At 71.0% G+C, this 24,709-nt stretch carries 25 protein-coding genes; 15 read left to right on the top strand and 10 right to left on the bottom strand.

The annotated features are described in order from the left end of the window. Positions 1 to 4: 4 nt before the first annotated feature. The 4 genes from ABLE68_RS03300 to ABLE68_RS03285 are packed head-to-tail and all read left to right on the top strand — an operon-like array spanning position 5 to position 4,083. Complete coding sequence (locus tag ABLE68_RS03300) at positions 5 to 2,062, top strand: sensor histidine kinase (RefSeq protein WP_348869764.1); 2,058 nt, start codon at positions 5 to 7, stop codon at positions 2,060 to 2,062. Continuing rightward, positions 2,059 to 2,712 (top strand): response regulator transcription factor, encoded by a 654-nt coding sequence (locus ABLE68_RS03295; protein ID WP_348869763.1) that lies wholly within the window; start codon positions 2,059 to 2,061, stop codon positions 2,710 to 2,712. The genes ABLE68_RS03300 and ABLE68_RS03295 overlap by 4 nt, the downstream gene beginning before the upstream one ends. A gap of 20 nt (positions 2,713 to 2,732) precedes the next feature. Then, positions 2,733 to 3,431 (top strand): hydrogen peroxide-dependent heme synthase, encoded by a 699-nt coding sequence (gene hemQ / locus ABLE68_RS03290; RefSeq protein WP_348869761.1) that lies wholly within the window; start codon positions 2,733 to 2,735, stop codon positions 3,429 to 3,431. 37 nt (positions 3,432 to 3,468) lie between these two features. Beyond that, on the top strand, positions 3,469 to 4,083 hold the full coding sequence (locus ABLE68_RS03285; protein ID WP_348869760.1) for a hypothetical protein: 615 nt from the start codon (positions 3,469 to 3,471) through the stop codon (positions 4,081 to 4,083). On the opposite strand, the gene ABLE68_RS03280 is transcribed toward ABLE68_RS03285, so the two are convergent. Continuing rightward, positions 4,084 to 5,457, bottom strand: coding sequence for an FAD-binding oxidoreductase (locus ABLE68_RS03280; RefSeq protein ID WP_348869759.1), 1,374 nt, complete (start codon positions 5,455 to 5,457; stop codon positions 4,084 to 4,086). It lies immediately after the preceding gene. A 52-nt stretch (positions 5,458 to 5,509) separates the two neighbouring features. Continuing rightward, a complete protein-coding gene (msrB, locus tag ABLE68_RS03275; RefSeq protein WP_348869758.1) occupies positions 5,510 to 5,920 on the bottom strand; it encodes a peptide-methionine (R)-S-oxide reductase MsrB in 411 nt (136 codons plus the stop codon). A gap of 118 nt (positions 5,921 to 6,038) precedes the next feature. On the opposite strand from msrB, the gene ABLE68_RS03270 reads away from it, so the two are divergent. The 3 genes from ABLE68_RS03270 to ABLE68_RS03260 are packed head-to-tail and all read left to right on the top strand — an operon-like array spanning position 6,039 to position 8,658. Then, positions 6,039 to 7,118: a ferredoxin reductase gene (locus ABLE68_RS03270; protein ID WP_348869756.1), complete on the top strand. Its 1,080-nt coding sequence runs from the start codon at positions 6,039 to 6,041 to the stop codon at positions 7,116 to 7,118. 53 nt (positions 7,119 to 7,171) lie between these two features. Continuing rightward, positions 7,172 to 8,380 carry a fatty acid desaturase family protein gene (locus tag ABLE68_RS03265; protein ID WP_348869755.1) on the top strand — a complete coding sequence of 403 codons (1,209 nt, stop codon included), beginning with the start codon at positions 7,172 to 7,174 and terminating at the stop codon, positions 8,378 to 8,380. A 59-nt stretch (positions 8,381 to 8,439) separates the two neighbouring features. After that, on the top strand, positions 8,440 to 8,658 hold the full coding sequence (locus tag ABLE68_RS03260) for a hypothetical protein (RefSeq protein WP_348869753.1): 219 nt from the start codon (positions 8,440 to 8,442) through the stop codon (positions 8,656 to 8,658). 6 nt (positions 8,659 to 8,664) lie between these two features. Here the strand turns inward: ABLE68_RS03260 and ABLE68_RS03255 are convergent, their stop codons facing one another. After that, complete coding sequence (locus ABLE68_RS03255) at positions 8,665 to 9,948, bottom strand: hypothetical protein (protein WP_348869752.1); 1,284 nt, start codon at positions 9,946 to 9,948, stop codon at positions 8,665 to 8,667. Between the two features lie 61 nt (positions 9,949 to 10,009). On the opposite strand from ABLE68_RS03255, the gene ABLE68_RS03250 reads away from it, so the two are divergent. Continuing rightward, on the top strand, positions 10,010 to 11,092 hold the full coding sequence (locus ABLE68_RS03250; RefSeq protein WP_348869751.1) for a DNA polymerase domain-containing protein: 1,083 nt from the start codon (positions 10,010 to 10,012) through the stop codon (positions 11,090 to 11,092). Between the two features lies 1 nt (position 11,093). On the opposite strand, the gene ABLE68_RS03245 is transcribed toward ABLE68_RS03250, so the two are convergent. Continuing rightward, positions 11,094 to 11,219, bottom strand: a complete 126-nt coding sequence (locus ABLE68_RS03245; RefSeq protein WP_348869750.1) for a hypothetical protein — start codon at positions 11,217 to 11,219, stop codon at positions 11,094 to 11,096. A gap of 137 nt (positions 11,220 to 11,356) precedes the next feature. On the opposite strand from ABLE68_RS03245, the gene ABLE68_RS03240 reads away from it, so the two are divergent. Next, positions 11,357 to 11,986 (top strand): mycothiol transferase, encoded by a 630-nt coding sequence (locus ABLE68_RS03240; protein WP_348869749.1) that lies wholly within the window; start codon positions 11,357 to 11,359, stop codon positions 11,984 to 11,986. Between the two features lie 48 nt (positions 11,987 to 12,034). On the opposite strand, the gene ABLE68_RS03235 is transcribed toward ABLE68_RS03240, so the two are convergent. Beyond that, positions 12,035 to 13,213, bottom strand: a complete 1,179-nt coding sequence (locus ABLE68_RS03235; protein WP_348869748.1) for an HNH endonuclease signature motif containing protein — start codon at positions 13,211 to 13,213, stop codon at positions 12,035 to 12,037. A 566-nt stretch (positions 13,214 to 13,779) separates the two neighbouring features. On the opposite strand from ABLE68_RS03235, the gene tsaB reads away from it, so the two are divergent. After that, positions 13,780 to 14,418, top strand: a complete 639-nt coding sequence (tsaB, locus tag ABLE68_RS03230; protein WP_348869747.1) for a tRNA (adenosine(37)-N6)-threonylcarbamoyltransferase complex dimerization subunit type 1 TsaB — start codon at positions 13,780 to 13,782, stop codon at positions 14,416 to 14,418. After that, positions 14,415 to 14,879, top strand: a complete 465-nt coding sequence (rimI, locus tag ABLE68_RS03225) for a ribosomal protein S18-alanine N-acetyltransferase (protein WP_348869746.1) — start codon at positions 14,415 to 14,417, stop codon at positions 14,877 to 14,879. The genes tsaB and rimI overlap by 4 nt, the downstream gene beginning before the upstream one ends. A gap of 12 nt (positions 14,880 to 14,891) precedes the next feature. Here rimI and ABLE68_RS03220 read toward each other — a convergent pair whose 3' ends face one another. Together ABLE68_RS03220 and ABLE68_RS03215 are read right to left on the bottom strand one after the other, a co-directional pair. Then, a complete protein-coding gene (locus ABLE68_RS03220; protein WP_348869745.1) occupies positions 14,892 to 16,697 on the bottom strand; it encodes an HAD family acid phosphatase in 1,806 nt (601 codons plus the stop codon). Between the two features lie 78 nt (positions 16,698 to 16,775). Continuing rightward, the gene (locus ABLE68_RS03215) at positions 16,776 to 17,186 is read right to left on the bottom strand and encodes a DUF2000 family protein (protein WP_348869744.1); all 411 of its coding nucleotides are present in this window, start codon (positions 17,184 to 17,186) and stop codon (positions 16,776 to 16,778) included. Between the two features lie 49 nt (positions 17,187 to 17,235). Here ABLE68_RS03215 and ABLE68_RS03210 point away from each other — a divergent pair, with 49 nt between their 5' ends. Beyond that, positions 17,236 to 18,033 (top strand): helix-turn-helix transcriptional regulator, encoded by a 798-nt coding sequence (locus tag ABLE68_RS03210; RefSeq protein WP_348869743.1) that lies wholly within the window; start codon positions 17,236 to 17,238, stop codon positions 18,031 to 18,033. Between the two features lie 5 nt (positions 18,034 to 18,038). Next, entirely contained in the window at positions 18,039 to 19,082 is a 1,044-nt protein-coding gene (tsaD, locus tag ABLE68_RS03205) for a tRNA (adenosine(37)-N6)-threonylcarbamoyltransferase complex transferase subunit TsaD (protein WP_348869742.1), read from the top strand. Here the strand turns inward: tsaD and ABLE68_RS03200 are convergent. From ABLE68_RS03200 to ABLE68_RS03190, 3 genes are read right to left on the bottom strand one after another with little or no spacing between them, the layout of a single operon-like run. Next, on the bottom strand, positions 19,056 to 21,179 hold the full coding sequence (locus ABLE68_RS03200) for an MMPL family transporter (RefSeq protein ID WP_348869741.1): 2,124 nt from the start codon (positions 21,177 to 21,179) through the stop codon (positions 19,056 to 19,058). The two genes, tsaD and ABLE68_RS03200, sit on opposite strands and share 27 nt — an antisense overlap. A 48-nt stretch (positions 21,180 to 21,227) precedes the next feature. Beyond that, positions 21,228 to 22,376 (bottom strand): hypothetical protein, encoded by a 1,149-nt coding sequence (locus ABLE68_RS03195; protein WP_348869740.1) that lies wholly within the window; start codon positions 22,374 to 22,376, stop codon positions 21,228 to 21,230. Beyond that, positions 22,373 to 22,885 carry a SigE family RNA polymerase sigma factor gene (locus ABLE68_RS03190; protein ID WP_348869739.1) on the bottom strand — a complete coding sequence of 171 codons (513 nt, stop codon included), beginning with the start codon at positions 22,883 to 22,885 and terminating at the stop codon, positions 22,373 to 22,375. The genes ABLE68_RS03195 and ABLE68_RS03190 overlap by 4 nt, the downstream gene beginning before the upstream one ends. Before the next feature lie 130 nt (positions 22,886 to 23,015). Here ABLE68_RS03190 and ABLE68_RS03185 point away from each other — a divergent pair, with 130 nt between their 5' ends. Both ABLE68_RS03185 and ABLE68_RS03180 read left to right on the top strand, forming a co-directional pair. Next, positions 23,016 to 24,104, top strand: a complete 1,089-nt coding sequence (locus ABLE68_RS03185) for an S-(hydroxymethyl)mycothiol dehydrogenase (protein WP_348869738.1) — start codon at positions 23,016 to 23,018, stop codon at positions 24,102 to 24,104. A gap of 8 nt (positions 24,105 to 24,112) precedes the next feature. Next, entirely contained in the window at positions 24,113 to 24,706 is a 594-nt protein-coding gene (locus ABLE68_RS03180) for an MBL fold metallo-hydrolase (protein ID WP_425475606.1), read from the top strand. Positions 24,707 to 24,709 lie beyond the last annotated feature (3 nt).

Genomic DNA, 24,709 nt, shown 5'->3' with positions numbered 1-24,709 from the left:
GCGCGTGAACCACGCGTCCGAGGTCGGGCAGCGACCGGTCCCCTGGCCGGTCGCTGCCCTGCCTCTGCTCGCGTCGCTCGCCTGCGCCGCCGGGATCCTGGCGTTCACCGCGGCGTCGTACGGCGAGCCCGAGCTGTGGTCCTACGGCCCGAGCATGGACGTCGGGCGCGGCATCGGCACCGGCCTGATCGGGCTGGTCCTGGGGGTGCTCGCCCTCGTGGTGCTGCGGCACCCGGGTCACCTGGTGATCGGCTGGACCCTCGGCGGTGTGGGGGTGTTCTGGGCCCTGGACGGTCTCTCCGAGGCCTACGCGCGCCTCGGGATGGTCACCGACCACGCCCTGCCCGGCATGACCTTCACCCTGTGGTTCCTCGCGCGCTTCACCGCGCTGCTGCCGGCGACCATCGTCGTGCTGCCGCTGCTCTTCCCCGAGGGCCGCTTCCTCCGCGGTGCCTGGGGTGTCGCCAGCTGGGTCTGCATGATCGTGATGACAGCGGCAGCCCTGGCCTACACCGTCACGCCGTACCTCGACCGCGGCATGTCCCTGCCGCCCGGGGTCGACCCCGACCCGACCACGATCTGGGCGCTGGAGCCCTACTCCGACGGCCTCCTGACGGTCCTGCGGTCGGCGACGGCCATCGGCCTGCTGGTGCCGATCTGCGTCGTCGTCCACCGCTACCGCCGGTCCAGCGGACCGGCCCGCGATCAGATGCGGTGGCTGCTCTGGGGCGCTCTCGTCACCGGCACGATCGTCGCCATCACCCTGGTCCTCGACCTCGGTGCGCTCACCGGCGTGGTGTTCTTCCTCTGCTTCACGCTCGTCCCGATCGCGATGACGGTGGCGGTGGTCAACCCGAGCGTCGTGTCGATCGAGGACCTGCTCGGCCGCACCCTGGTGCTGGCCCTGCTCGCCGGCGCCCTGGTCGTCACCGACCTGGTCGTCGTGGCGGCGCTCAACGCCGTGCTCTCCGACTCCCTCGACCAGGGCCAGGTCGTCCTCGTCGTGCTGCTCGTGACCGTGCTGCTCTACGGCCCGCTGCGCCAACGGCTGTCCCAGTGGGTGCGCCGGCGGGTCCTCGGCGACCGGGCGAACCCGTACGACGCCGTGGCCGGGCTCGCCTCGACCCTCGAGACCGCCGACGAGGGGGAGCAGCAGCTGGCCGCCGTCGCCCGCGCCGTCGCCAGCGCCTTCGGCGTCGGCTTCGTCAGCGTCGAGGTCGACCGCAGCAGGGGAGAGACCCTGGTCGCGACCTACGGCGAGCGCCCGGCCGACGTCCGGACGCTGCCCATCTCCTACCGCGAGACCGAGGTCGGGCGGCTGGTGCTGCCTGCCCGTGGCCTGCGCAGCCGGCTCAGCCGCCGCGACGAGGAGCTCCTCGGCGACCTGGTCCGCCAGGCCGCGACGGCCGCGCGCACGAGCCGGCTCGCCGAGGAGCTGCAGGACAGCCGCGAACGGCTCGTCACCGCCCGTGAGGAGGAGCGTCGCCGGATCCGGCGCGACCTCCACGACGGGCTCGGCCCGGCGCTCAGCGGGGTGGTCTTCCAGCTCGAGTCGGCCCGGCTCCTGGTCGACAAAGACCCGGAAGCCGCCAAGGCCCAGGTGGCGGCCACCAGCCGCTACGTGCAGGAGGTCGTGGCCGACGTACGACGTCTCGTGCACGACCTGCGGCCGCCCGCCCTCGACGACCTCGGCCTGGTCGGCGCGCTCCGCCAGCAGGCGGCCCAGCTCGACCCGCCGGCGACCGTCGTCGCCGACGACCTCGGCACGCTGCCGGCGGCGGTCGAGGTCGCGGCCTACCGGATCGCCGGGGAGGCGATGACCAACGTCGCGCGGCACGCCGCGGCCACCGACTGCACGGTCCGCCTCGCCGCCGCCGACGGCAGCCTGGTGCTCGAGGTCGCCGACGACGGGGTCGGCATCCCGCACGACCGGCAGGCGGGGGTCGGGCTGCACTCGCTGCGCGAGCGAGCCGCCGAGCTCGGCGGCTCCAGCGAGATCACCTGCCCGCCGTCCGGCGGGACCACCGTGCGGGTCCGGCTCCCGCTGAGGAGGCACACGTGAGTGACATCAGGGTCGTGGTGGTCGACGACCACCAGATCGTGCGCGAGGGGCTCGCCTCGTTGCTGAGCGCGCTCGACGGGCTCGAGGTCGTCGGGACGGCCGAGGACGGCCGCGACGCGATCCACGTGGTCGCCGAGACCGAGCCCGACGTGGTCGTGATGGACATCCAGATGCCGCACCTCGACGGGATCGAGGCGACCCGGATGGTCACCGGGCGGCACCCCGGCGTACGCGTGGTGATGCTGACCATGAACGAGGACGACGACACCGTGCTCGGCGCGATGCGGGCTGGTGCGTCGGGCTACCTGCTCAAGGGCTCGGGCGCCGACGAGGTGCAGAACGCGATCCGCGCTGCTGCCTCCGGCGGCATGGTGTTCGGTGCGAGCCTGGCCGCGCGGGTGGCGTCGTACTTCGCGGGCGGTCTCACGAAGCAGTCCGAGCCGGAACCGTTCCCCGACCTCACCGACCGCGAGCGCGACGTGCTGCGCCTGCTGGCCACGGGCCGGTCCAACGACGCGATCGCGGCCGAGCTCTACGTCTCCAACAAGACCGTCCGCAACGCGGTCTCGGGGATCTACGCCAAGCTGCACGCTGCCGGACGCGCCGAGGCGATCATCACCGCGCGAGAGGCGGGCTACGGTCGCGACTGACCGCCCGGCACAATGGGGGCATGAGCTCGAACGCGCAGAAGGTACGGGAGATCAACGACTCCATCCGCTACACGATGTGGTCGGTCTTCCGGCTCGACGAGACCCTCGGCGACGCCGATCGCGCGGCCGAGAGCGCCGAGGTCGAGAAGCTCTTCGCCGAGCTCGCCGAGGCCGATGTCGTCGTCCGCGGCGTCTACGACGTCTCGGGCATCCGCGCCGACGCCGACCTGATGGTCTGGTGGCACGCCACCACGTCGGAGGAGCTGCAGGCGGCCTACAACCGCTTCCGTCGTACGGCGTTCGGCCGTCGCCTCGCGCCGGTCTGGTCGCAGATGGCGCTGCACCGGCCGGCGGAGTTCAACAAGAGCCACGTGCCCGCCTTCCTCAGCGACGAGGAGCCGAAGAAGCACGTCTCCGTCTACCCGTTCGTGCGGTCCTACGAGTGGTACCTCCTCGAGGACTCCGAGCGTCGCCGGATGCTCGCCGACCACGGCAAGATGGCCCGCGACTACAAGGACGTGCGCGCCAACACCGTCGCCAGCTTCTCCCTCGGTGACTACGAGTGGATCCTCGCCTTCGAGGCCGACGAGCTCGACCGGATCGTCGACCTGATGCGGCACCTGCGGGGCTCCGAGGCGCGGCGCCACGTCCGCGAGGAGGTGCCGTTCTACACCGGCGCCCTCGTCCCGATCGCCGACCTGGTCGACCGGCTGCCGTAGCCGGGAACCGGTCCACGCCGCCGTACGTCGGACCCGCATGAAGCTCGCCCTGGCCCTCGCGACCCTGCTGCTCGTCGCCGCGTGCGGGTCCGACGGTGACACCGTCGCGACCGACCCGTCGGGTCCGGACTCACCGACCTCGTCGGCGACTGCTCCGGCCGCTCCCGGCACCGTCTTCAGCGGCCTGGTCACCGTCATGGACACCGGCACGCCCGAGGTCTGCTTCGGCCCGGTCGCCGAGTCCTACCCGCCGCAGTGCAGCGGGCCGGAGCTGGTCGGGTGGGACTGGGCCGACCACCAGCAGATGTTCGAGCGCCAGGGCCAGGTCCGGTGGGGCCAGTTCGCGCTGACCGGCACCTGGGACGGCGAGCGGTTCACCGCGGCCTCGGCGGTCCCGGCGGCGCTCTACGACCCGATGCCCGTGCCCTCGCTGGCGGTGCCGCGTCCTGCCGTCGAGCACACCCAGGACGAGCTCGAGCAGATCGCCGAGGAGGTCCGACAGCTGCCGGGCGCCCAGGGGTCGGGCGAGGTCCACGGCGACAACGTCATCGCGAACGTGGTCTACGACGACGGCTCGCTGCAGCAGTGGTGCGACCAGCACTACGGCCAGGACACGGTCTACCTGGTGTCCTCGCTCACCGACGAGGGGTGATCAGCGCACCGGGTGGTTGGCGACGAAGAACCCGGTCGGGTCGACCGCCTCACGCACCTGGCGCAGCCGCTCCCACCGGTCGCCGTACGCCGTGCTGACGTCCGCGACCGTGTCGACGAAGTTCAGCACCCGGGTGCCGGTCGTCCAGGGCGCGAGCGCGGCGCACATCGCCATCGCATCTGCGCGACCTGCGGCGGCCGCCTCGGGGAACGGCGCGATCGCGACGCAGAAGAGCGCGTAGGCGCCGTCGAGGTGGGATGCGACGCCGCCCTGCTCGTCGGGCACGGTCAGCGCGCCGCCGAGGTGGCGCAGCTCGGCGAAGAGCAGCGACGTGGTGGTGCCCGGTCCGATCTCGCCGAGGTAGGCCTCGACCGCACCCTCGGGCAGCTCGCCCAGGACCGCGTGGTCGCTGACGGCGGGTGACGGCTGCGGTGGGTCCATGTGCACGTCGAGCAGGCCGATCGCCGACATCCGGCCGAACGTGTCCATCTCCGGCTCCAGTGCGCGCAGCGGCGCGAGCAGCTCGCCGGCGCGCTCGTCCTCCTCGAGGATCGCGCCGTCGATCACGACGAGCTGACGGCCGCTGAGGAAGGGTGACAGGTCGGGCAGGGGCGGGAAGCTCATCACCCGCAGCGAGGTGGTCACCGACTCCGGCACCTCGCGCGTCCAGTCGGCCCAGGCGCGGACCACCTCGGGTGCGCGCTCGCGGTCCCAGAGCAGCATCCCGGCGAAGACGTCGGCGTACGGCAGCAGCTCGATGTCGAGCGCGACCGCGACGCCGAAGCTGCCGCCGCCGCCGCGGACCGCCCAGAAGAGCTCGGGGTTCTCGTCGGCGCTGGCACGCACCAGCGAGCCGTCTGCGGTGACCAGCTCGACCGCGCGCAGGCTGCTGCTCGCCACCCCGTGCGTGCGTCCGTAGAACGACAGCCCGCCGCCGAGCAGGTAGCCGGCCGCGGCGACGTCGGGCGCGCTGCCGTGCAGCGCGGCCAGGCCGTACGGCGCGCTCGCCGTCACCACGTCGCGCCACAGCGTGCCGCCGACGATCCGAGCGGTGCGTGCCTCGGGGTCGATCGTGACGCCGGTCAGCTCGGCGAGCCGGACGATCACGACGTCGTCGAGGGCGGCCTCGCCGAGGGGCGCGGCCCCGTGGCCGGTGCTCTGGGGCGCGACCCGCAGTCCGGCGGCGGCCGCGGCCCGGACGACCTCGATCACGTCGTCGACGGAGTGGGGGACCGCGACCGCGGCGGGTCGCTGGTCGACGGCGAGGTTCCACGGCGTGCGCGCCGCGTCGTACCCGGCATCACCGGGCAGGTGCACGTGTCCGCCGCACAGGCCGCGCAGACCCGCGGCGGGGGAGAGGGGGAGGGTGCTCATGCGGACAACGATGCTCCGCCCGCGGCACCCCTCGCCGGGACTTCGGCCAGGCTCAGGCCGTGGTCTGGTCCACGGGCTCGAGCGTCAGGCTGACCGAGTTGATGCAGTAGCGGTCACCGGTGGGGGTGCCGTAGCCGTCGGGGAAGACGTGCCCGAGGTGGGAGCCGCAGTTGGCGCAGCGGACCTCGACCCGCTTCATGCCGTGGGAGACGTCCTCGATGTACTCGATCGTGTCGGTGATCGGCTGGTAGAACGACGGCCAGCCGCAGCCCGAGTGGAACTTGGTGTCCGACTCGAAGAGCTTCGCGTGGCAGGCCTTGCAGGAGTAGACGCCCTTGGTCTCGGTGTCGGTGTACTCCCCGGTGAACGCCCGCTCGGTGCCGGCCTGGCGGAGCACGGCGTACTCCTCGGCCGAGAGCTCCTCGCGCCACTCCTCGTCGGTCTTCGCCACGTTGTAAGCCATGCCCCAAATGTAGTGGTCCAGCCAAGGGGTTCGCCCCCGGCTGCAGGGGTACGGCTGTGACGACTGATACACCCCTCGAGGCGTTGACGATCTCGGAGAACACATGTTCACTGAACGAATGACAGCAAGCCCGACGATCCCGTGGCGCCGGGTGCGCAACGCCGCCGACAAGCTCACGACGCCGTTGCACCCCGACGACTACCTGCGGCTACTCAACCCGCTGTGGAGCCAGCGCGAGCTGCGCGGCCGGGTCGAGGAGGTCGTCCCCGAGACCGAGGACGCCGCCACGCTGGTCATCCGGCCCGGCTGGGGCTGGCGCTACGACCACCGGCCGGGTCAGTACGTCGGGATCGGGGTGCAGGTCAACGGCAAGTTCCAGTGGCGCTCCTACTCCGTGAGCTCGCCGCCCGTACGCCGCGGCCGGACCATCTCGATCACGGTGCGGGCGATGCCCGAGGGCAAGCTCTCGGCCCACTTGGTGCGCGGCCTGGCGCCGGGCACGATCGTCCGGCTGGCGCTGCCCGAGGGTGACTTCGTCCTCCCGGACCCGCCGCCGGCCAAGATGCTGTTCCTCGTCGGCGGCAGCGGCGTCACGCCGGTGATGGCGATGCTGCGGACCATGGACCGCCGAGCCAGCCTGCCGGACGTCGTCATGCACTACTCGTCGCCGACCGAGGACCGGATGATCTTCCGCGACGAGCTCGCGGCGCTCGAGGAGCGGCACGACGGTCTCACCGTCCACCGTCTCCACACCGACACCGACGGCATGCTCGAGCTCGCCGAGCTCGACACGATCTGTCCCGACTGGCGCGAGCGGGAGACCTGGGCCTGCGGTCCGGGCCCGATGCTCGACGCGATCTCGGAGCACTTCGAGTCGGCCGGGCTCGAGGATCACCTCCACCTGGAGCGCTTCTCGCTCAAGCTCTCCGGTGACGGCGGCGAGGGCGGCACCATCACCTTCCGGACCTCCGGCAAGACCGCCGAGGCCGACGGCGCCACGACCGTCCTCGAGGCCGGCGAGAGCGCCGGCGTCGGCATGCCCTTCGGCTGCCGGATGGGCATCTGTCACACCTGCACGCTCACCCTCGTCGACGGCACGATCCGCGACCTGCGCAACGGCGACGAGTTCGACCAGCCCAACGAACAGGTGCAGACCTGCGTGACCGTCCCGGTCGGCGACTGCACCTTCGACATCTGATCTCGATACGCCGCTCGCAAGCTCGCGGCACTCGATCACCGAAAGGAAGACCGATGGCTATCGCCGACGTCAAGGAGTACACCCACCTCACCGAGGACGAGGTCGAGCAGCTCGGCCGCGAGCTCGACGCGATCCGGGCCGAGGTGGAGGAGTCCCGCTGCGACAAGGACGCGGCGTACATCAACCGGATGATCACCGTGCAGCGCGGGCTCGCCGCCGCGGGCCGGGTCACCCTGATGGCCGGTCTCCAGTCCAGGAAGACGCGCAAGCCGGCGTGGCTCGCGGGGGCGGCCATGCTCGGTGCGGCCAAGATCCTCGAGAACATGGAGATCGGCCACAACGTCATGCACGGCCAGTGGGACTGGATGAACGACCCCGAGATCCACTCCTCCAACTGGGAGTGGGACACCGCGCAGCCGGCCGAGCAGTGGAAGCACTCGCACAACTACATCCACCACCAGTTCACCAACGTGCTGGGCCACGACAACGACATCGGGTACGGCGTGCTCCGGATGGCCCGCGAGCAGAAGTGGCACCCGGTCTACCTCGGCCAGCCGGTCTTCAACGCGCTGCTCGCCGGCCTCTTCCAGTGGGGCGTCGCGCTGCACGACCTCGACCTCGAGGCGATCCGCAAGGGCAAGAAGGACCCGGTCGAGATGAAGCGGCAGCTGCGCCAGATCGCGCGCAAGGGCCGCAACCAGGTGATCAAGGACTACGTCGTCTACCCGGCCCTCAGCGGCAAGCAGTGGAAGTCGACGCTCAAGGCCAACGCCACCGCCAACCTGACGCGCAACCTGTGGTCCTACATGATCATCTTCTGCGGCCACTTCCCCGACGGTGCGCTGCACTTCACGGAGGAGGAGCTCGAGGACGAGACCCGCGCGGAGTGGTACCTCCGCCAGATGCTCGGCTCGGCCAACTTCGAGGGCGGCCGGCTCCTCCACATCATGTCCGGCAGCCTCGGATTCCAGATCGAGCACCACCTCTTCCCGGACCTGCCGAGCAACCGCTACCCGGAGATCGCGGTCAAGGTGCGGGCGCTCTGCGACAAGTACGACATCCCGTACACCACCGGCCCGCTGCACCGTCAGTACGGCCAGGCGCTGCGGACGATCATGAAGCTCTCGCTGCCCAACTCGATGACGTCCTCCGACAAGCCGGAGCCGCCGTCGCCGTCGATCGACCGCCGTCGGCGTACGGACGCCGAGCGCCCGACCCGGCGTACGGAGACCGGCGCCTACTACCGGGGCAAGACCGCATGACCGCCCGGACGATGGATCGCGCCTGGGTCACTCAGTGCGCGTTGAGCCGGATCTGCGGCGTGTGCGAGCGACCCCTCGGTCGGCCGATCGCCTTCGTCGGGACGGCCGACGAGGTGGCGCGCAACGCCTTCCACCTGCCGCCGATGCACGTCGAGTGCGCGGACGCCTGGTCCGGCGGCACGACGGAGCTGGTCACCACCGCAGGCTTCGAGTTCGTGCGTCCGGCCAAGGAGGACGCCGACCGGCGACCGACGTTCCAGCCCAACTCGCTGCTCTGAGCCCGCTCAGGCCTCGCAGTAGTGCATCCGCTCGGCCCGGCAGGTGTCGCGGGCCTCGAGTCCCCACGCCTGGTCGAGGCCGGGTCCGCCGTACAGCCGGTCCATGCCGCGGTCGCCCCAGAGGATGTCGTCTCCGGGTCCGCCGGACGCGCGGAACTCCTGGTGGTCGCGGGCTGGACCTCCACAGGCGCGCGACCGGTCGAACTGGAGGAAGTCGTCACCCGCGTGGGCCTCGGCGCGACCCTGGCAGCCCAGGATGTCGAGGCGGTTGTCACCACTCGTGCCGATCACTGTGCTCGAGCCGAACCACCGGGTCTCCGCAGACTCGAACGAGCTGGCCGTGATCGGGTCGTCGCCGTCGACGCGGTAGCGGTCGCGGGAGAGGTCGACGTGGACATCGGGTCCCACCTGACGCCTTCCGTCGGTCGCCTCGACCTCGATCCGGTCGCTCCCGGCGCTGCCGCGGAACGGGCCCGACTGTGCGGCCGTGACGGAGACGAGGTCGTTGCCTCCGCCCATCTGCGCAGTCAGCTCGCCGGAGGACACCGGCCCGCTCGTGCGGGTGCGAGTGGCGTACACGGACTCGCCGGCGTCAGAGCCGATGACGTGCATCGTCCGCCAGGGGAGGTCGGCGAGGGCGAAGTCCTCGATGTGCCGGATCGCGAACGGCGCTCCGTCGACCGTCCCCGTGTCCTGGGCGAGGTCGAGGACCCAGTCCGCCGGTGCTGACCTCACCAGCAGCACGATGTCGTGGCCGCCACCGCCGTCGAACGACCCGGTCGGGGTGCCGTTGAGGTGGATCCCGTCGCCGCCCGGTCCGAGCCGGACCACGTCGTCGTTGGGCTGGTCGGGCACCCCGGAGACGACCGAGTCGGCCCAGGGGCCGCCGATGATCACGTCGTGACCGAGCCCGGCGGCGTCGCCGGCGTCGACATCCGCGCCGTGCGTCGTCAGCTCGCGGAACCAGTCGTCCCCGGCGCCGAGATCGACGTCGGGAAAGGCGCGCGAGGTGTCGCGGACCCGGTCGTCCCCCGGACCGGCCGAGATGTCGGGGAAGGACGCACGGTGACCGGTGATGCAGACCCGGTCGTCTCCATCCCCGGCGCGCACCGGGGTGGCACCGTTGGTGACGATCACGTCCGGGCCGCTGGTGCCTCGCAGCGCGTGGCCCGGGGTGCCGACCAGCGTCGCCGGCTGTCCCTGGCACGTCGGCGCGGCCGCACTCACCGGTGGGACGACCGCGATCGATGCGAGGAGTGCGAGCGTGGCGGGCAGCAGGGCGATGCGCACGTGGCGGGTCCTTCCGAGTCGGTCCGTCCGTCCGACCCTAACCTCCGGCTAGCGTGGGTCCATGCCGAAGACTCCCGCCGCCGAGGTCGACGCAGGCGGCCGCGCCGTTCGCGTCTCGAGCCCGGACCGGGTGATCTACGAGGCCACCGACACGACGCCCGAGGTCACCAAGCTGATGGTGGCGGAGTACTTCGCGAGCGTCGACGACGGGCTGATGCGCGCGCTCCGCGACCGACCGACGGCCCTGGAGCGGTGGACCTCCGGCGTACGACCGGGGATGCGGCTCGCGACCGGGCCGCAGGACAAGGACGCCGACGCGTTCTACCAGAAGCGCGTCCCGAAGGGCGCTCCTGACTACCTCGAGACCGTCGAGGTGACCTTCCCGTCCGGGCGTACGGCGGACGAGATCTGCCCCACCGAGATCGCCGTGCCCGTGTGGTGCGCGCACATGGGGACCCTGGTCTTCCACCCGTGGCCGGTGCGACGCTCGGACGTCGACCACCCCGACGAGCTGCGCATCGACCTCGACCCGCAGCCGGGCACCACCTTCTCCGACGCGGTCCGCGTGGCCGGCGTCGCGCGCGAGCTGCTGGAAGAGCTGGGCATCACGGGCTACCCGAAGACCTCGGGCAACCGGGGCGTCCACGTCTTCGTGCGGATCAAGCCGGAGTGGGAGTTCACCGACCTGCGGCACGCCGCGATCGGCTTCGGCCGCGAGCTCGCCCGCCGCGACGGCGGCGTCACCGTCGAGTGGTGGAAGGAGGAGCGCGGCGAGCGCATCTTCGTCGACTTCAACCAGAACAACCGCGACCGCACGATCGCCTCGGCGTACTCCCTCCGGCCCCTCCCCGGCGCCCCCGTCTCCACCCCGATGACCTGGGACGAGCTCGCTGGTGTGAAGGACCCGCGCGACTACAACCTCTTCACCGTCCCCGACCGCGTGGCCGACGGTGACCCGTGGGCCGGCATCGACGACGTCGCCCACTCGCTGGAGCCGCTGCTGCAGCTCTGGGAGGAGCTGCCGGGCGGTGAGCTCAACTTCCCGCCGGACTACCCGAAGATGCCCGGCGAGCCGCCGCGGGTGCAGCCGAGCAAGAAGGTCGAGTCCCACTGGGACGCCGACGGCAACCGGGTCGAGGACTGAGTCAGCTCTTCCGCTGCTGCCAGACGACCACTGCGACGACGACCGCCAGCAGCACGACCACCAGCCACGGGTGGTGGTGCAGGGCGTAGAAGCCCCCGACACCGCGTCTGCCGATGAGAGTGGTCATCACTCGACCGTAGCCCGGGGTGGTGAAGGCCGAGACGTAGAGCCCGCTGCCGCCTTCTCGGCCACCCAGGGGGAGGTGGGCCGAGCGCGCGGCAGCGGGCTCTACGGTTGGTCGCGCACGCCCCCTGAGCGTCCGGGGTGACCGTGACCCCTGCGACCGATGCCATCCCGTTCGGCATGATCGGATCGGACCTGAGGGCTGGTCCAGACCGCTACCTGATGGAGGCCGAGATGTCCGAGGACAACCGCGTCGATCGCGACGAGCTGGAGCCGCCGAAGCACGGGCCGGCCGGGGCGCAGCGGTGGTCGGCGTACCTCGACTGGGTGCGCGCCGACCTCGCGGCGACCGTCCTGTCGCTCTCCTCCCACGAGCAGCGGACGAGCCGGCTGCCGTCCGGGTGGACGCCGATCGAGCTGCTCAGCCACGTGCTGCACATGGAGCAGCGCTGGTTCGTGTGGGGATTCCTCGGCGAACCGGTCGACGAGCCCTGGGGTGACTGGACGGTCGACGAGCCGTGGGACGACGACCTCGGTGGGCGGTGGCACGTGGCCGAGGACATCACCGCCGAGGAGCTGGCCGCGCGGCTCGAGGAGATCGGGGTGCGGACCCGGCGGGTGCTGCAGGACTTCCCGCTCGACGCCGTCAGCTCACCGGGCGGCCGCTTCGCCGACGATCCGCCGACCCTGGAGTGGATCTGCTTCCACGTGCTCGCGGAGTACGCCCGGCACGCCGGGCAGCTCGACATCGCGGTGGAACTGGGGTCGTAGCAGGTCGCGGGCGTGCCGGTGGACCCGCCGACGGCGGGGTGTGGGGCGTCAGGTTCTTCGGTAGGTGATGCCGTGGGGGCTGAGCCAGTCGAACGACCTGTGGCCGGTCCTGGTGTAGGTCCAGCCTCCGTGGGTCTTGAGGCGGTGGTGGCTCCGGCAGAGCGGGACGAGGTTGGCGGAGTCGGTGGGGCCGAGCGGCCACTCGACGGTGTGGTCGAGGTCGCAGCGTCTGGATGGTCGTTCGCAGCGGGGGAAGACGCAGGTGGGGTGGGTCTGGATCACCTGCTCGCGCAGCCTGTCGGTGGGTTCGTACCTGTCGGTGTGCAGGTGTTCGTTGAGGTCGAGGACCGGTCGGATGGTGACGCGGGTGTGTTCTTGCTGGCACCACTCGCCGAGCTGTTCGACGGTGATCCACGACTTGGTGTTGTCGACCCGGACCAGTCCGTCGGTGCTCGAGACGTCGTGGTGGGCGTGGATCACCAGCTCGCGCCCGACGGTGTCGCCGAGGTGTCCCAGCGCCATGGAGCGGCGGACGTCGAGCGGCAGGTGCGGGTGGTGTTCGAGGAGGTCGTGGGCCTTCGCGGCGACCTGGGCTTCGAAAGCCAACGCGTCGGCGAGGTCGGTGGTGGCTTCGATGTAGACGAGCCCGTCGGTGGTCACGTCACCCAACCGCACGGTGACGTTCCTGTGCTCGGCCTGCTCGGCTCTTCTGGCTTCTGCTTCGTCGGGGTCGTAGAGGTCCCGTGCGTGGTCGACGGCCCGGTTGATCTGGGCGTAGGAGCACCGGTGGGCGACGGGGGAGACGTGGGTGTCGACGAACCCGGCCGCATCCTCGGACAGCCCGATGGTCCTCGTGGCGACCTGGCGGGCCTTCCACACCGGCACCTCACCGCGCATCACCCGCGACCAGAGGCGCGGGAGCCGGTAGCGGGTCTCGACCGCGTCACCGAGGTACCGCTTCCCGGCATCGGTCGACATGCCCAATGCCAGCGCGAGCTCGGCGACGCAGAACTCCGCGACGAGCGGTGCGCCGGGGCCGGCGATTGCGAGCTCGTCCTCGGTGCCGTCGACCATCGCCGCGTGCACCACGGACTCGGCGGGGTGCATGACCGCCCACTCCACCGCGAGGCGGAACTTGTCGATCTCCAATCCCGTGATCGACGCATGGACGTCGCGGACAGCGTCGAGGACCCCGGTCGGGGAGTCGAGGTCTGCTGTCGTGGTCATGGTTCAAGCCAAGCACTGACCACCGACAGTCAGGTGCTCAGAATCCTGTGTTTGACCGGGATGTGGACACTTTCCAGAAATTGTTTTCGGTCGTCGTCGCCTGTTGGGTGCGGGGGTTTCGAGACGGTCGCTGCGCGACCTCCTCAACCACCGGAAAGCCGGGAGGCAAGTTCGACCCGAGCCGCCGTACCCCGTAAAAGCCATGTCGGTCGCAACCACCGGTGGCCCCCAACCCGCACACATCGCCCTGCGTTGGCTGCGGGGGTTTCGAGACGGTCGCAGAGCGACCTCCTCAACCACCGGCGACCTCCCGCAGGCTGTGAGGGCCGGGAGAGAAATGAGAAAGGCCCGCTCCGCCTTCAGGGCCGAAGCCAAGCGCGCGGAACGGGCCTTTCTGGACCAACCGGTGGCGCGCCCCCCAGCGCCCGCGGATCCCCATGTTCCGCGTTCCACAGCAAGTCCACTTTCAACTGGAACGTTAGAGGGCGCCGAGCAACACCTCTTCCACGAGACGTCCACAGGATCCCCATAGTTCGGCAACGGGACTGTTGGCTAGCCTCGACACCGTGCTCCTCGCCTTCGACACCGCGACCCCGCTGGTCAGCGTCGCCCTCCACGACGGGGACGACGTCGTCGTCGAACACGTCGCGGAGCGGCCGATGAAGCACGCCGAGCAGCTGGCCCCCCTCATCGAGCGGGTCATGAGCGACGCGGGCATCGTGCGCCAGGACCTCACCGCGATCGCGGTCGGGGTCGGGCCCGGTCCGTTCACGGGGCTGCGCGTGGGCCTGGTGACCGCGCGGACACTCGCCTACGTGCTGGAGATCCCCGTGTACGGCGCGTGCTCCCTTGACGCGCTCGCGGTCGAGGCCGTCGAGACCGGCGTCGTGACCGGCGACTTCTCCGTGGCGACGGACGCACGCCGCAAGGAGGTCTACCTCGCGCGGTACGACGAGCGGGGGGCCCGCCTCGAGGGGCCGGTCGTCGACAAGCCGGCCGCCCTCGCCACCGAGCAGTGGGTGGTCGGTGAGGGCGGCGCGCTCTACCCCGACTCGTTCCCGAACCGCACCGGCCCGGCCGCCCCGAGCGCCGGGTGGCTGGCCCGCGTCGTCGCCGAGGAGCGCGCCGAGCTGGTCGATCCCGAGCCGCTCTACCTCCGCCGTCCCGATGCCGAGGCGGCGCACGCGCCGAAGCGCGTCTCGTGAGCATCCGGCCGGCCAGGGCCGACGACGTGCTGGCCGTCGCCGAGCTCGAGCGCGCCAACCTGGGCGCCGATGCGTGGTCCGAGGGCCTGGTCGCCGAGGGCGTGCTCGGCAACCTGCCGACGATCCGCTACCTGGTCGCGGAGGTCGAGGGCCAGCTGGTCGGGCACGCGGTCGCGAGCATCGTCGCCGACATCGCCGAGCTCCAGCGGATCGCGGTCGACCCGGCCCACCGGCGTACGGGCCTGGCGTCACTGCTCCTGGACGCAGTGATCGGCGCCGCCCGGGAGGGTGGCGCCGATCGGGTGCTGCTGGAGGTGCGGGAGGACAACGCCGGTGCACTGGCGTTCTACGCCGCGCGCGACTTCGTGGAGGTGGACCGCCGGCGGAAGTACTACCGCGACGGCACGACCGCCGTGGTGATGCGCCGCAGCCTGGTCAGAGGCTGCGGCGCATCCGCCTAGACAAGGGCTAGGTCACGGCAGGTAGTACGTCGGGTTCGGCAGCTTGTAGACCTTGTCGGCGGAGCCGCCGATCAGGTCGCTGAACTGGTCGCCCAGGTTGGCGACGATGTCGAACCCGGTGTCCTCGATGTGGGCACGCGTCTGCGACTTGTACTCGATCGTCGAGCACGTGTTGTCAGCACCGCAGTCGATGTACGCCGGCGGCGTCGCGCCGCTGACCCACTTCGTGTAGTAGCGGTTGGCCCGGAAGTCGGAGTAGCCGACCTTGGAGAGGTTGCCCAGGGTCGCGTACTTCTGGCCGGTGTTGCGGCCGGTCAGGCCGAAGACCGTGCAGCCGGCGTCGGCGACGTCGGCGACGAACTCCGGCATGCCGGGGACGGCGGCGAACTTCTCGTCCTGCACCCAGGTGTCCTGGAGCGCCGGGTCGAAGTTGAACTTCATCGCCGCGTCCTCCATGTCGTAGGTCCACAGCGTGGTGTCGTCGGCGTCGAACACGACCGCCGGCTTGCCGGGCACCGACAGCGTGGCCAGCTTCGCCTCGAGCCGCTGCACCTTCTTGCGGTAGAAGTCCTTCGCCTTCTTGCCCTTCGAGTCGGCGAGCGCCTTCTTGGCCCGGGCCAGGTCCGCCTTGGTCCCAGCGATCTTGTCCTTCGCCTTGGCGATGGCGGCGTTGCCGGCCGTGCACGAGTTCTCGATCTCGGGAGCCCACGCCTGCTGCAGGCTGCCCAGCTCGGTGATGTAGTTCGAGGTGGAGCGGTTCGCCAGCCCGGCCGGCGCGTTGTAGTAGGCGCGGATCTCCTTGCGGAGCGGGTCGAGGTTCGGGATGTCGTCACCACTGGCGACCGTCGTACCGCTCGAGCCGTCCGGCTTCATCGTGTACGTCGTCGGCGGCTTCATCGTGCTGTCGCCGGCCGGGGCGCCGGCGATGTCGAGGCTGGCCAGGAAGTACGTCGGGTTCGGCAGCTTGACGGTGTCGTCGGCGTAGCCGCCCATCAGGTCGCTCCACTGGTCGCCGACGTTGAGGACGACGTTGGCGCCGCCGGTGTCCTCGATGTTCTTGCGGGTGAAGGCCTTCTTCTCGACCGTCGAGCAGGAGGCGGCGTTGCCGTCAGCGGCGCAGTCGACGTACGCCGGCTTCGCGGCCGGCGTGTAGGAGCCGGTCGTCGTGACGTTGTCGGCGGTGAAGATCGGGGTGCCTCCGGTCGTCGTGAAGCCCTGCTCGGTCAGGTTGGCGACGGTGTCGGCCTCCTGCGCGGCGGGGCGGCCGGTGACGGCCTGGATGTCGTAGCCACGCGTCTCGAGGGTGCGGACCAGGTCGGGCATGCCGGCGACGGCGGGGTAGAGGTGGCCGCTGACCCACTGGCCGGCGACGGTGGCGTCGTAGTTGTAGTGCGTCGCCTCCTCGAAGTCGAAGTCCGAGAGCAGCGTGGCGTCGACGTCGAAGACGACGGTGCTGTTGGCCGGGGCTGCCTGCGGGAGGTCGGCCAGGATGCCCTGCTCGAGGGCCTTCACCTGGGTGATGTACGGCGACGCCGTCTTGTTGGCCACGTAGAGGCCGCTGGTCGCGTCCTTGGTGGCGGCGTAGTAGGCCCGGATCGTCGACTTCACCGAGTCGATGTTGGGGATGTCCGCTCCCGAGGCGGGGGCGGCGACGGCGCCGTCGTACGGGTTCACGGACATCGTGAACTCGGTCTTCGGGGTGAGGGTCGAGTCGTCGACGGTCCGCGCGTTGGCGATGGCCGTCGTGCCGACGAGAAGAGCGATGGCTGAGGTGGAGCCAACGAGAGTGCGCGCGACGGCGCGTCCCGAGATTCGCATGTGTTCTCCGAGAGTGAAGAGGGCGTGGTTGACCGGGTCAACCTACGTCTGCGGTCGCGCTCTGTGAAGAGGTGGTCGTCACCCGTGCAGGCGGGCGCCCTTGACGACCTTGTCGACCGCGTTGCGCGGTCCGTGCAGCGCGAGTCCGACCAGGTCCAGGTCGGCGCGCGCGACGGCCGCGACCGCGGCCCGGTTGTCCTCGTCGTTGCCGGTGCGGAACAGGTCGGCGGTGAAGACGCCCACGGTCAGGTCGCGTGACAGTGCGCGGCCGTGAGCGGCCGTCAGCAGCTCCGCGTCGGCCTCGAAGACGAGCACCGGCTGGCCGAGCATCGCGAGGTACGTCGTGCCGTCGGCGTCGGCGTACGGCTCCCCGACCAGCTGCGGCCACTCGTGCGCGATGCCGCTGACGAGGAACGCGGTGACGTTGAGGCGTTGCCAGGTCGCGAGGTCGTCGCGGACCAGCACGGCGATCTTGGTGTCGAATCCCATGCGCTCACGGTGACCTCCCGGGCGCCCGCGGGTCTTGTACGTTCCTGACATGCCGCCGCGGCCGACGATCCGGGCCTGGCGCCCGCGGGTCGCCGGGGTGTCGGAGGTGCTGCACGCGCACTTCCCCGAGCACGCCTACCCCGCGCACACCCACGACACCTGGACGCTGCTCCTCGTGGACAGCGGCACGGTCCGCTACGACCTGGAGCACCACCAGCACGGTGCGCTCGGCGACCGGGTCACCTTGCTGCCGCCGCATGTGCCCCACGACGGCCGATCGGTGGAGGCCACCGGTTTCCGCAAGCGGGTCGTCTACCTCGACGAGCAGGTGATCGGCGCCGGCCGGATCGGGGCGGCGGTCGACCACCCGGGGTGGGCGGACCCGGCGCTGCGGGAGGCCGTGGACCTGTTGCACCGCTCGCTCGAGCAGCCCGGTGAGGAGCTGGAGGCAGAGGTCCGCCTCACCCTCGTCGTCGACGGGTTGCGACAGCGGCTGGCCGGCGCGACCGCGCCCGCCGGCGTACGGCGTGACCCGCAGCTGGCGCACCGGCTCCGCGACCTGATCGACGACGCGGTGGTCGAGGGCGTCTCGCTCCCGGTGGCGGCCGGCGTGCTCGGCGCGCACCCGACCCACCTGGTGCGGGCGTTCGGTGCCGAGTTCGGGATCCCGCCGCACCGCTACCTCACCGGACGACGCCTCGACCGGGCCCGTCGAATGCTGCTGGCGGGGGAGCGGGCGGCCGACGTCGCGGTCGCGGTGGGCTTCCACGACCAGGCCCACCTGACCCGGCACTTCCGCCGGCTGCTGGGGGTCACCCCCGCGGCGTACGCACGGTCGGCACAATGAGTGCTGTGAACGAGCCCCTGATCCTCGGCATCGAGACGTCCTGCGACGAGACCGGCGTCGGGATCGTGCGCGGCCACACGCTGCTGGCGGACGCGGTCGCGAGCAGCGTCGAGGAGCACGCCCGCTTCGGCGGCGTCGTGCCCGAGGTCGCCAGCCGCGCCCACCTCGAGGCGATGGTGCCGACCATCGAGCGCGCCTGCGAGACGGCCGGGATCCAGCTGCGCGACGTCGACGCGATCGCCGTGACCAGCGGCCCCGGCCTCGCCGGCGCCCTGATGGTCGGAGTGGCCGCGGCGAAGGCGCTCGCGGTCGGGCTCGGCAAGCCGATCTACGGCGTCAACCACCTGGCCGCCCACGTCGCCGTCGACCAGCTCGAGCACGGTGCGCTTCCCGAGCCCTGCCTGGCGATGCTCGTCAGCGGTGGCCACTCCAGCCTGCTGCGCGTCGAGGACGTCACCGTGGGGGTCGACCCGATGGGCGCGACCATCGACGACGCCGCGGGGGAGGCCTTCGACAAGGTCGCGCGACTGCTCGGGCTGCCCTTCCCGGGTGGGCCCCACATCGACCGCGTCGCCCGCGAGGGCAGCAGCGTCTACGTCGACTTCCCGCGCGGCCTGACCGCGCGTCGCGACCTGGAGCGGCACCGCTTCGACTTCTCCTTCTCCGGCCTCAAGACGGCTGTCGCGCGCTGGGTCGAGGCGCGCGAGCGCTCCGGTGAGTCGGTGCCGGTCGCCGACGTGGCGGCCTCCTTCCAGGAGGCGGTGTGCGACGTGCTCGTCCGCAAGGCGCTCGACGCCGCGGTCAGCGAGGGCATCGAGGACATCCTCATCGGCGGCGGTGTGGCGGCGAACTCCCGGCTGCGTGCGATGGCCGAGGAGCGTGCGTCCAAGCTCGGGATCCGGGTGCGCGTCCCGCGCCCTGGCCTGTGCACCGACAACGGAGCCATGGTCGCCGCCCTCGGGGCCGAGATGGTCGCGCGCGGGCGTACGCCGTCCGCGCTCGACCTCCCGGCCGACTCGTCGCTACCGGTGACCAGCGTCCTCGTCTGACGTCTGGGTCTCGTCCTGGTGGCCGGGCCACCAGGCGGCGTGCCCGAGCAGCGCAGTCAGCGCCGGGGTGAAGAACATCGCCATCACGAACGCCGCGACCGCGATGCCGAACGAGATCGCGAAGCCCATCTGGGTGAGCAGCGAGTTGCCGGCGAGCATGAGCGAGGCGAACGTGCCCGCGAGGATCAGGCCGGCCGCAGCGACCGTGGGACCGGCGTGCCGGACGGCCAGGGCGGCCGCCTCGCGAGGCGGCTTCCCCTCGCGTGACTCCTCGCGCAACCGCGCGATCATCAAGATGTTGTAGTCGGTGCCGAGCGCGACCACGAACAGGTAGATGTAGATCGGCAGCAGGAAGATCAGGCCCTGGTGGCCGGCGAGGTGCTGGAAGACGATCACCGAGGCGCCCAGGGTGGCGCCGAAGCCGAGTCCGACCGACAGCATCAGGTAGACCGGCGCGACGAGCGAGCGCAGCAGCAGCGCGAGGATCAGCATGATGATCAGCGCCGCGACCGGGAAGACCACCGAGTAGTCGCGGTTCATCGCTGCCTGGAAGTCGACGAACACCGAGGTGATGCCGCCGACGTACGCCGAGGTGCCCTCGGGCGCGAGCTCGTGGACGTCGGGTCGGATAATGTCGCGGACGTCGACGAGCGCCGCGTCGGACGTCGGGTCCTCCTTCAGGACCGTCATCACGATCGCCGTCGACGGATCGGTCGGGGAGAGCTGCGCGCCGATCACCTGAGCGACGCCGTCGACCTTCTGCACGCCCGCGGCGAACTGGTCGACCGCGGCCTGGGTGAGCGTTCCCTGCGAGTGGAGCACGATCGGGGTGGGCTGGGTGGCGCCGGCCGCGAAGCCGCCGTCCTCCAGCGTCTTGGTCGCCTCCGCTGACTCGACCGTGCTCGACGAGGACGAGGAGCCGAGGTCGAAGGTCGGGTTGAACCCGAGCGCGAAGAGGCTGAGGACCGCGAGGGCGCCACCCGAGGCCACGGCGTACCGCACCGGGTGCCTCCCGAGTGAGCCGCCGAGCCGGGCGAAGCGGTCGCCCTTCGAGGGCTCCTTCCACTTCTTCGACGGCCAGAAGAGCGCGCGACCGAGCACCGTCACGAGCGCCGGGAAGAGCGTCAGGGCCGCCACGAGCGTGACCGCCACGGCGATGGCCAGCGACGGACCGATCGAGCGGAAGATGCCGAGCGAGGAGAGGACGAGCGTCATGAACGCGACGAAGACGGCTGCGCCTGCCGAGGCGATCGCCTCGCCGGCGCGCTCGAGGGCGTGGGCGACCGCCTCGCGGTGCTCCTCGCCCTCGCGCATGCGCTCTCGGTAGCGGAAGAGGAAGAAGAGGATGTAGTCGGTGCCGATGCCGAAGAGGACGACGATGAGGATGACCGTGGTCGAGTCGTCCTTCTGGAGGTCGAAGAGCTTGGCGGCGATGTTGATCAGCGCCGAGGAGACCGGCGACAGGATGAAGCCGACCGCGAGGATCGGCATCAACGCGATCAGGACGCTGCGGAAGATGATGCCGAGCAGCACCAGGATCAGGACCACGGTCGCGATCCCGACGATCGCCTCGGCGCTGCTGCCGGACTGTGCCTGGTCGTAGGTCTGGGGCAGGTTGCCGGTCGTCTGGGCGCGCAGGTCGGTGCCGTCGGTCGCGTCGGCGAGGCCGTCGCGCAGGTCCTTGACCTGGTTGTACTCGTCGGGGTCCTGACCGGTGGCGTCCGGGTCGAGCGTGAGGTTGACGATCGCCACCTGCTTGGTCGGCGAGACCTGGGGGTCCTCGGCCCCGGTGAAGACCGGCGGCAGGTCCAGGCCCTTGATGACCGTGGAGACCTCGGCGACGTCGTCGTCGGTCAGCGGGTCGCCGTCGGTGCGGTCGAAGACGATCGTCGCGCCCGAGTCCTGCTGCTGCGGGAAGGCGTCGGTGACCAGGTTGGTCGCCTTGATCGACTCGTACTTGTCCGGCAGGAAGTCGGCCTGGTCGGTCGTCGAGTCGACCTTCGGCGCGAAGGCGACGAGCAGGACCGTGGCGACCACCCAGGCGCCGATGATCCACCAGGGACGACGGGAGGCGAGGCGACCGAGCAGCTTAAACATGGCTCTTAACCTAGCGATCCCGATCGCCGGGGCGCTTCCGACTTTCGGCTACTCCGAGACCACGAACTCCGCGACGAACTCCGGGTTGCGTCCGGGCCCTTCCGGTGTCACGACCTCGGGGTCTTCGCCCCCGAGACCGACCCGGACGAGCGACCACGGGTTGGTGTCCACGTCGGCCAGACCGAGCTTCCAGTCGGTTACGCCGACGAGCAGGTGGGTCGCGTCTGCCCACCCGGCGCGGCTGACCACGGCTGTCTTGCCCGTGGGGGTGAACGTCCCGACCTGCTCGAGGTCGAGGTCGAAGGTGGACACCTCGCCGTACATGTTGTTGTCGCCACGCATGCCCAGCAGGTGCTGGCCGTCGGGGGAGAAGCGCAGGCCCGACGTGTCGCAGCTGCGAGCGACCATCGTCTGCGCACCGGGGTCGTAGAGGCCGGAGCACCCGAACTGCGGGTCCTCGGGCGCGGCGTACGAGACGGCCCACAGGTCGCCATCGGGGCTGACGTCCTGGACCCTGAGGTCCTCGCTCGTGCGGAGGTCCTCGATCCCTGTGGACGTGAGCAGGCCGTTGGTCGTCGAGCCGTCGCCGACGAGCAGGTGCTCCGCGTCGAGGACGGCGTCGATGTTGCCCGAGGTCTGGTTCTGCAGGGGGATGCCGGGCAACGTCGCCGGCTCGGCGGTGCCGCTCGTCAGCACCCGCACCGTGCGGTCCTTCGCGACCCAGGCCACCGCCCCGTCGTCGGCGCTCACCGTGATCTCGTTGGCGAAGGCCGGGTAGGTATCGTCGAGCGACCCGTCGGCGCCGTAGACGCGGATGGACTGGGGCTGCGCCAACGCGAGGACGATCCGGCCGTCGGTCAGGACGCCCATCTGGCTCACGTCCGCGTTGTCGACGTCGACCGGCACCGTCGATCCGTCCGGCAGCGTGACGACCCCGTCGTGGAGCACCGAGGAGCCCGGCGGGGCCGGAGCCGGAGGTGCCGGGTCGGGTGCCGACCGGTCGCTGCCGCCGGACAGCACCGCGGGGAGCAGCACGACCGCAGCGACTGCAGCGGCCACGCCGGTCGCGGCGGCGGCGCGGCGCCGACGGCGGATGGTCTGCGCCCGGCCGCGGACGCTCTCGAAGGAGAGCGGAGCGGCGTGGACGCGCTCGGCGCGGCGGGTCAGCTCGTCGGTGAGTCGGGTCTCGTCGGTCATCGCTCCTCCTCCCGGGGTCGCAGGTCGTCAGGTGTTCGCTCGCGGAGTGCGGCGAGCGCACGGCTGGTCTGGGACTTCACGGTGCCGACGGAGATCCCGAGGATGTCGGCGGTCTCGCGCTCGGTGAGCTGCTCGTAGTAGCGGAGCACCAGCACGGCGCGGGCCTTGCGCGGCAGGGTCTGCACAGCCGCCCAGAGCTGGGTCCCGCTGCCGTCGTCGTAGTCATCGATGACCGGTGTCGTCTCGGGCACGAGGTCGGTCGAGACCTCGCGACGCTTCCACGCCCGCCGCCACAGGGAGTTGTGCTCGTTGACCATGATCCGGCGCACGTAGGCGTCCACCGACTCGCGCTCGCGCACCCGGTCCCACGCGAGATAGAGCTTGGCGAGCGAGGTCTGCAGGAGGTCCTCGGCCTGGTGCTGGTCACCGGTGAGGAGGTACGCCGTCCGCAGCAGTGGAGCCTGGCGGGCCTGGAGGTACGCCGTGAAGTCGGCGTCCCGGTCCGTCATCGTCGCTCCTGTCTCCGTCGTCTGCACACCACCATGACGCGAACCCTCGCGAGATGGTTGCAATTCACCGCCCGTACGGTTGGCTGGGCACCAGCCAGATGGGCTTGTCGATCCGAGAAAGAGGATTCCCATGCAGCAGGTCAAGGGTCTCGTGGCACTCGCCCAGGGTGAGCCGGTCGAGGTCGTCACCATCAACGTCCCGGACCCGGGTCCGGGCGAGGCGGTCGTGAAGGTGCAGGCCTGCGGGGTCTGCCACACCGACCTGCACTACCGCGAGGGCGGCATCAACGACGACTTCCCGTTCCTGCTCGGCCACGAGGCCGCGGGCGTGGTCGAGGCCGTCGGCCCCGACGTGACCGCCGTCGCTCCCGGCGACTTCGTGATCCTCAACTGGCGCGCGGTCTGCGGTGACTGCCGCGCCTGCGACCGCGGCGAGCCGTGGTACTGCTTCGCCACCCACAACGCGACCCAGAAGATGACCCTCGAGGACGGCACCGAGCTCTCGCCCGCACTGGGCATCGGCGCCTTCGCCGAGAAGACGCTGGTGGCGGCCGGCCAGTGCACGAAGGTCGACCCGTCCGCCCGCCCGGCTGCCGTCGGCCTGCTCGGCTGCGGCGTGATGGCCGGCATCGGTGCCGCCATCAACACCGGTGCCGTCACCCGCGGCAAGTCCGTCGCCGTCATCGGTTGCGGTGGTGTCGGCGTGGCCGCGATCGCCGGCTCGGCGCTCGCCGGGGCCAGCCCGATCATCGCGGTCGACATCGACGCCAAGAAGCTCGAGCAGGCCAAGAAGATGGGCGCGACCCACACCGTCGACTCCTCGCAGGTCGACCCGGTGGCCGCGATCCAGGAGCTCACCGGCGGCAACGGCGCCGACGTCGTCATCGATGCCGTCGGCCGGCCCGAGACCTGGAAGCAGGCGTTCTACGCCCGCGACCTGGCAGGCACCGTCGTCCTGGTGGGCGTGCCCACGCCCGACATGAAGATCCCGGACATCCCGCTCATCGACGTCTTCGGTCGCGGCGGCTCGCTGAAGTCCAGCTGGTACGGCGACTGCCTGCCGTCGCGCGACTTCCCGATGCTCGTCGACCTCTACCAGCAGGGCCGTCTCGACCTGGACGCCTTCGTCACCGAGGAGATCGGCATCGACGACGTCGAGGCCGCCTTCGAGAAGATGCACCACGGCGACGTGCTCCGCTCGGTGGTGCTGTTCCAGTGACGGCACGCGTGGACCATGCCGTCTCGAGCGGCACCTTCAGCCTCGACGGCGAGACCTTCGACGTCGACAACAACATCTGGGTGATCGGTGACGACACCGAGTGCGTGGTCATCGACGCCCCGCACGACGTCGCCGACATCCTGGCCGTCGTAGGCGACCGCAAGGTCAGGGCGATCATCTGCACCCACGCGCACGACGACCACGTGCGCGTGGCGCCGGCGCTGCGCGAGGAGGTGATCGCGCCGATCATGCTGCACCCGGCCGACAAGCCGCTGTGGGAGCTGACCCACCAGAACTACCTGTGGGACCTCGACCTCGAGGACGGCCTCTCCATCGACGTCGCGGGTACGACGCTCCAGGTGCTGCACACGCCGGGCCACGCACCCGGTGCGGTCTGCCTCTACGCGCCCGACCTCGGCTGCGTCTTCACCGGCGACACGCTCTTCAACGGCGGCCCGGGCGCGACCGGTCGCTCCTACTCGGACTCCGACCTCATCAAGGAGTCGATCCGGGCGAAGCTCTTCGCGCTGCCCGACGAGACGGTCGTGCACACCGGGCACGGTGACGACACGACGATCGGTGCGGAGAAGGCCGACTTCTGAGGA

The sequence above is a fragment of the Nocardioides pollutisoli genome (assembly GCF_040045055.1).
GTDB classification, from domain to species: Bacteria; Actinomycetota; Actinomycetes; order Propionibacteriales; family Nocardioidaceae; genus Nocardioides; species Nocardioides tweenelious.
The sequence above is the reverse complement of the archived record's forward strand: the minus strand, read 5'-3'. Positions and strand labels throughout refer to the sequence as shown.

Coding starts and splice junctions, on each gene's coding strand:
- hemQ (WP_348869761.1), top strand. CDS start 2,733: ATGAGCTCGAACGCGCAGAAGGTACGGGAGATCAACGACTCCATCCGC.
- ABLE68_RS03285 (WP_348869760.1), top strand. CDS start 3,469: ATGAAGCTCGCCCTGGCCCTCGCGACCCTGCTGCTCGTCGCCGCGTGC.
- ABLE68_RS03280 (WP_348869759.1), bottom strand. CDS start 5,457: ATGAGCACCCTCCCCCTCTCCCCCGCCGCGGGTCTGCGCGGCCTGTGC.
- msrB (WP_348869758.1), bottom strand. CDS start 5,920: ATGGCTTACAACGTGGCGAAGACCGACGAGGAGTGGCGCGAGGAGCTC.
- ABLE68_RS03270 (WP_348869756.1), top strand. CDS start 6,039: ATGACAGCAAGCCCGACGATCCCGTGGCGCCGGGTGCGCAACGCCGCC.
- ABLE68_RS03265 (WP_348869755.1), top strand. CDS start 7,172: ATGGCTATCGCCGACGTCAAGGAGTACACCCACCTCACCGAGGACGAG.
- ABLE68_RS03250 (WP_348869751.1), top strand. CDS start 10,010: ATGCCGAAGACTCCCGCCGCCGAGGTCGACGCAGGCGGCCGCGCCGTT.
- ABLE68_RS03245 (WP_348869750.1), bottom strand. CDS start 11,219: ATGACCACTCTCATCGGCAGACGCGGTGTCGGGGGCTTCTACGCCCTG.
- ABLE68_RS03235 (WP_348869748.1), bottom strand. CDS start 13,213: ATGACCACGACAGCAGACCTCGACTCCCCGACCGGGGTCCTCGACGCT.
- ABLE68_RS03220 (WP_348869745.1), bottom strand. CDS start 16,697: ATGCGAATCTCGGGACGCGCCGTCGCGCGCACTCTCGTTGGCTCCACC.
- ABLE68_RS03215 (WP_348869744.1), bottom strand. CDS start 17,186: ATGGGATTCGACACCAAGATCGCCGTGCTGGTCCGCGACGACCTCGCG.
- ABLE68_RS03210 (WP_348869743.1), top strand. CDS start 17,236: ATGCCGCCGCGGCCGACGATCCGGGCCTGGCGCCCGCGGGTCGCCGGG.
- ABLE68_RS03200 (WP_348869741.1), bottom strand. CDS start 21,179: ATGTTTAAGCTGCTCGGTCGCCTCGCCTCCCGTCGTCCCTGGTGGATC.
- ABLE68_RS03195 (WP_348869740.1), bottom strand. CDS start 22,376: ATGACCGACGAGACCCGACTCACCGACGAGCTGACCCGCCGCGCCGAG.
- ABLE68_RS03190 (WP_348869739.1), bottom strand. CDS start 22,885: ATGACGGACCGGGACGCCGACTTCACGGCGTACCTCCAGGCCCGCCAG.
- ABLE68_RS03185 (WP_348869738.1), top strand. CDS start 23,016: ATGCAGCAGGTCAAGGGTCTCGTGGCACTCGCCCAGGGTGAGCCGGTC.